This is a genomic window from Chrysiogenia bacterium (assembly GCA_020434085.1).
Lineage (GTDB): Bacteria > JAGRBM01 > JAGRBM01 > JAGRBM01 > JAGRBM01 > JAGRBM01.
In genome coordinates this window covers 1-4,790 of sequence record JAGRBM010000574.1, presented here as the reverse complement: position 1 = coordinate 4,790, position 4,790 = coordinate 1, and the positions used below count along the sequence as shown (strand labels likewise).

Sequence of the window (4,790 nt, the reverse complement as noted above, 5' to 3'; positions counted from 1 at the left end):
GGATACCGTGATGAAGTTGCAGCAGCTTGGCGCCGAGCGCTTCGTCGAGGTCGGCCCGGGCCGCGTGCTCTCGGGCCTTCTCAAGCGCATCGACCGCAAGCTTGCCGCTGTGAACGTCGCCGACTGCGAATCACTCGAAAAGGCGCTCGCCGCCCTGCAGGCGGCCTGAGGAAACATCCATGAGCACCGCAACCCTTGAAGGAAAAATCGCGCTGGTTACCGGCGGCTCGCGCGGCATTGGGCGCGCCATCTGTGTGGAGCTCGCCTCCCGCGGCGCCCACGTGCTGGTGAACTACCGCTCAGGTGAGGACGCCGCCAAAGAGACCGTGGCGCTCTGCGAGAAGGCCGGCGGCAGCGCCGAGGCAATCGGGTTCGATGTGGCCGACGCCGAGGCCTCCGACGCGGCGATCAAACAGATCCTTGCCGACAAGAAGGTCCTCGATATCCTCGTCAACAACGCGGGCGTCAACAAGGACCAGCTTCTGATCCGCACGACCCAGGACGACTGGGACGCGGTCATTGCGACGAACCTCAGCGGCAGTTTCTACCTGATCAAGAGCGTCGGGCGCGCCATGATGAAGCAGCGCGCCGGGTCCATCATCAATCTCTCCAGCGTGGTGGGCCGCTCCGGCAATGCCGGGCAGACGGCCTACTCGGCCTCGAAAGCCGGTATCATCGGCATGACCAAGAGCGTCGCCAAAGAGCTGGGCTCGCGCAACGTGCGCGTCAACGCCGTGTGCCCGGGCTTCATCGAGACGGATATGACCGGCCACATCATTGAGGGCGCGGGCGAAGAGCTCACGGGCAACATTCCGCTCGGGCGCGTGGGCAAGCCCGAAGAGATCGCCAAAGCGGTCGCCTTTCTTGCCTGCGAGGACTCGTCCTACATGACGGGCGCAGTATTGGACGTTAACGGCGGGCTCTACATGTAGCGCCGCGCCGGAATTTGAAGACCAAAAGAAATCAGGGCTTAGAGCCAAGGAGATACGAAATCATGAGTGCAGAACTACTGGAAAAAGTGAAGGCCATCATCGTCGATCAACTCGGCGCCGATGCCGATGCGATCAAGCCCGAGGCGGCCTTCATCGACGATCTGGGCGCCGACAGCCTCGACGTTGTGGAGCTTGTCATGGCCATGGAAGAGGAATTCGACATCTCGATTCCCGACGAAGCGGCCGAGAACATCAAGACCGTTGGCGACGCCATCGCCTTCATCGAGAAGGCAAAGGCCGCCTGAGGCAGCCTCTCCATTCTCGAAGAATGCTGGAAGGCCGCAGCCGCACCTTGTAGAGTGGCTGTGGCCTTCGTAGCGACTGGGCACCAGGTAACGTCGGAGTAGCAGGGATATGACGGATCAGAGAAAAGTCGTCGTCACGGGTATGGGAGCAGTCACACCACTTGGCAATGACCTTGCCACAACGTGGAAGAACCTACTGGCGGGAAAGAGCGGCATCGGGCGCATCACGCGCTTCGACCCCTCCGAACTGCGCAGCCAGATCGCCGGTGAGGTCAAGGACTTCAACCCCGAGTTGTGGATGGACAAGAAGGAAGCTCGCAAGAATGACCCCTTCATCCAGCTCGCCATGGCAGCGGCCGCACAGGCCATGAAGCAATCGGGCCTGGAAGTGAGTGAAGAGCTCGCCCCGCGCGCGGGCTGCGTCGTGGGCTCGGGCATCGGCGGCCTCTCCACCATTGAGGAAAACAAGGACGTCGTGCAGGAGAAGGGCTACGGCCGTCTCACCCCGCACTTCATTCCCATGCTGCTCATCAACCTGGCCCCCGGCCAGATTTCCATCCGCTACAACCTGCAGGGCCCGAGCTGGTCGCCGGTCTCGGCCTGTGCCACCGGTGCCCATTCCATCGGCGAGGCCACGCGCATCATCCAGCGCGGCGATGCCGACGTGATGCTTGCCGGCGGCGCCGAGATGGCCACGACTCCCCTGGGAGTCGGCGGCTTCGCGGCGATGCGCGCCCTCTCGACGCGCAATGACGAGCCAGAGCGCGCTTCGCGCCCCTGGGACGCCGGCCGCGATGGCTTCGTCATGGGTGAGGGTGCCGGCGTGCTGGTGCTCGAGGAATACGAGCATGCCAGGGCGCGCGGCGCGATGATTTATGCCGAGGTCTCGGGCTACGGCCTCTCCTGCGACGCCAACCACATCACCGCCCCCACGACCGAGGGCCCGGCACGCGCGGTGCGCATGGCGCTAAAGGACGCGGGCATCGACGCCAGCAAGGTAGGCTACGTCAACGCCCATGGAACCAGCACCCCGGTGGGCGATGTGAACGAGACCAAGGCCATTCGCGCCGTCTTCGGCGAAGCAGCGGGCAGTATCGTTGTTTCCTCGACGAAGTCCATGACGGGTCACCTGCTCGGCGCGGCTGGCGCGGTAGAAGCCTGCTTCTCTATCATGGCGCTCAACGAGGGCAAGATTCCCCCAACCATCAATCTCGAAGACCAGGACGCCGAGTGCGATCTCGACTACTGCGCCAATGCCGCCCGTGACAAGCAGCTTGAGCACGTCATGAGCAATTCCTTCGGCTTTGGTGGCACCAACGCCTGCCTCGTTCTCAGCAAGGTCTGAGAGAAATCATCACGATTCGTGTAGGGGCGGGCTCTACCCGCCCCTTCTGTTTGCGCCTGCACGAAACCCGGGCGGGTAGACCCCGCCCCTACTGCCCCCTTCCCTCTACGCCCTCGCCTGCTACACTCACTGACCTCGGAGGATGCGCGTGAAGATCGCCATCGCAGCAGACCACGGCGGGGTCAACCTCAAGAATGAGCTGGTGGAGTATGTCGCCGAGCTCGGTCACGAGATCCTCGATCAGGGCACCGACGGCAGCGAATCGGTGGACTATCCCGACTACGCCCGCAAGGTGACCGATCTACTGGCCGCCGGGGGCGCCGATCTGGGCATCCTCGTCTGCGGCACCGGCCAGGGAATGGCCATGAGCGCCAACAAGCTGCCCGGCATCCGCGCCGGCGTGGTGAGCGATACCTTCAGCGCCCGCATGATCCGCGCCCACAACAACGCCAACATCCTGTGCCTGGGAGAGCGTGTCATTGGCGCCGGATTGGCCAGAGAGCTCACCAAGGCCTTCCTGGAGACCGACTTCGAGGGCGGACGCCATGAGCGCCGGGTTGCCAAGATCGAAGGCATGGGTGGCGGCGGCTGAGGCCGCCCTGTATTTCACTTCAGAGCCCCCAGCGGGCGCCCGGTTCAGCCTCAGGCCACATTGCGCCCAGTCTTCTATCGGGCCCCAAAATCAGCTAGTAAACCCATTCTCAGGCAACAGCCCGCCTGATATCCGCTCGCCCCGCCAGGGCCCGGTGGACCGAAAGGATTTTTTAATGGCTTCACCTCTTGTTACCTCACTCAAGGATGTCGATCCCGAAATCTTCAAGTCGATTCAGAACGAGCGCGCCCGTCAGGAAGACAAGCTCGAAATGATCGCCTCGGAGAACTTCGTCAGCACCGCCGTCATGGAGGCGGTCGGTTCGGTCATGACCAACAAGTATGCCGAGGGCTATCCCGGCAAGCGCTACTACGGCGGCTGCGAATACGTGGACGTGGCCGAAGACCTGGCACGCGAGCGCGCCAAGAAGCTCTTCGGCGCCAAGTATGCCAACGTCCAGCCCCATGCCGGCTCCCAGGCCAACATGGAGGCCTACTTTGCCCTCATTGAGCCCGGCGACACCATTCTGGGCATGGATCTCTCCCACGGCGGTCACCTGACCCATGGCTCGCCGGTGAACTTCTCGGGCCGTCTCTACAAAGTCGTCTCCTACGGCGTGAGCAAAGAGACCGGCTACATCGACATGGACCAGGTCCGCGAGCTGGCCAAGAAGCACAATCCCAAGCTCATCGTCGTCGGTGCCAGCGCCTACCCGCGCGACATCGACTTCAAGACCTTCCGCGAGATTGCCGACGAAGTGGGCTGCTTCCTGCTCGCCGACATCGCCCATCCGGCGGGCCTCATCGCCGCGGGGCTTCACAGCGACCCCATGCCCCACTGCCACGTGGTCACCACCACGACGCACAAGACGCTGCGCGGTCCGCGCGGCGGCATGATCCTCACCAACGACGAGGAGCTCTCCAAGAAGATCAACTCGCGCGTCTTCCCCGGCAGCCAGGGCGGCCCGCTCATGCACGTCATCGCCGCCAAGGCCGTCGCCTTCCACGAGGCCCTTCAGCCCTCGTTCAAGGACTACGCCAAGCAGATCATCGACAATGCGCAGGCCCTGGCCGGCGCGCTCACCGAGCGCGGATTCAACCTGTGCTCGGGCGGTACGGACAACCACCTGATGCTGCTGGACCTGCGAAACAAGGGTGAGCTCACCGGCAAGGATGCCGAAGCGGCTCTTGAGCACGCGGGCATCACCTGCAACAAGAATACGGTTCCCTTCGAAGAGCGCTCCCCCTTCATCACCAGTGGTGTGCGCATCGGCACCCCGGCGCTCACTTCGCGCGGGATGAAGGAAGAGGAAATGAAGCTCATCGGTGGCTGGATTGCCGGCATTCTGGACGAGCCCACCAACGAGGGTCGCATCAAGGAAGTCGCCGGTCAGGTCAAGGAACTGGCCGGAAAGTTCCCGCTCTACACCTGAGTTTCAACAGCCCAGCATACGAAAAAGGCGGCCCACCGGGCCGCCTTTTCTTTTGGCTTGCGTAATTGAGGCTACTGAATGTTCAGAAGCTGCTTGACCGTCGTGAGCACGTGAGCGGCCTGGATGGGCTTGGTGATGTAAGTGTTGGCGCCCAGACTGAGTGCCTTCTCACGGTCGTCGGAGC

Annotated in this window: 5 protein-coding genes; all 5 read left to right on the top strand. The window is 63.1% G+C overall.

The genetic code is table 11. The annotated features are described in order from the left end of the window. Positions 1-179 precede the first annotated feature (179 nt). The 5 genes from fabG (at position 180) to KDH09_18910 (ending at position 4,606) form a co-directional block, all read left to right on the top strand. Positions 180-932 carry a 3-oxoacyl-[acyl-carrier-protein] reductase gene (gene fabG, locus KDH09_18930; protein MCB0221779.1) on the top strand — a complete coding sequence of 251 codons (753 nt, stop codon included), beginning with the start codon at positions 180-182 and terminating at the stop codon, positions 930-932. Positions 933-994: 62 nt separating this feature from the next. After that, the gene (locus KDH09_18925) at positions 995-1,237 is read left to right on the top strand and encodes an acyl carrier protein (GenBank protein MCB0221778.1); all 243 of its coding nucleotides are present in this window, start codon (positions 995-997) and stop codon (positions 1,235-1,237) included. 109 nt (positions 1,238-1,346) lie between these two features. Beyond that, a complete protein-coding gene (gene fabF, locus KDH09_18920) occupies positions 1,347-2,582 on the top strand; it encodes a beta-ketoacyl-ACP synthase II (protein ID MCB0221777.1) in 1,236 nt (411 codons plus the stop codon). A gap of 148 nt (positions 2,583-2,730) precedes the next feature. Beyond that, positions 2,731-3,174 carry a ribose 5-phosphate isomerase B gene (gene rpiB / locus KDH09_18915; GenBank protein ID MCB0221776.1) on the top strand — a complete coding sequence of 148 codons (444 nt, stop codon included), beginning with the start codon at positions 2,731-2,733 and terminating at the stop codon, positions 3,172-3,174. A gap of 175 nt (positions 3,175-3,349) precedes the next feature. Continuing rightward, complete coding sequence (locus KDH09_18910) at positions 3,350-4,606, top strand: serine hydroxymethyltransferase (protein ID MCB0221775.1); 1,257 nt, start codon at positions 3,350-3,352, stop codon at positions 4,604-4,606. Positions 4,607-4,790: the final 184 nt, after the last annotated feature.

Coding starts and splice junctions, on each gene's coding strand:
- KDH09_18925 (MCB0221778.1), top strand. CDS start 995: ATGAGTGCAGAACTACTGGAAAAAGTGAAGGCCATCATCGTCGATCAA.
- fabG (MCB0221779.1), top strand. CDS start 180: ATGAGCACCGCAACCCTTGAAGGAAAAATCGCGCTGGTTACCGGCGGC.
- fabF (MCB0221777.1), top strand. CDS start 1,347: ATGACGGATCAGAGAAAAGTCGTCGTCACGGGTATGGGAGCAGTCACA.
- KDH09_18910 (MCB0221775.1), top strand. CDS start 3,350: ATGGCTTCACCTCTTGTTACCTCACTCAAGGATGTCGATCCCGAAATC.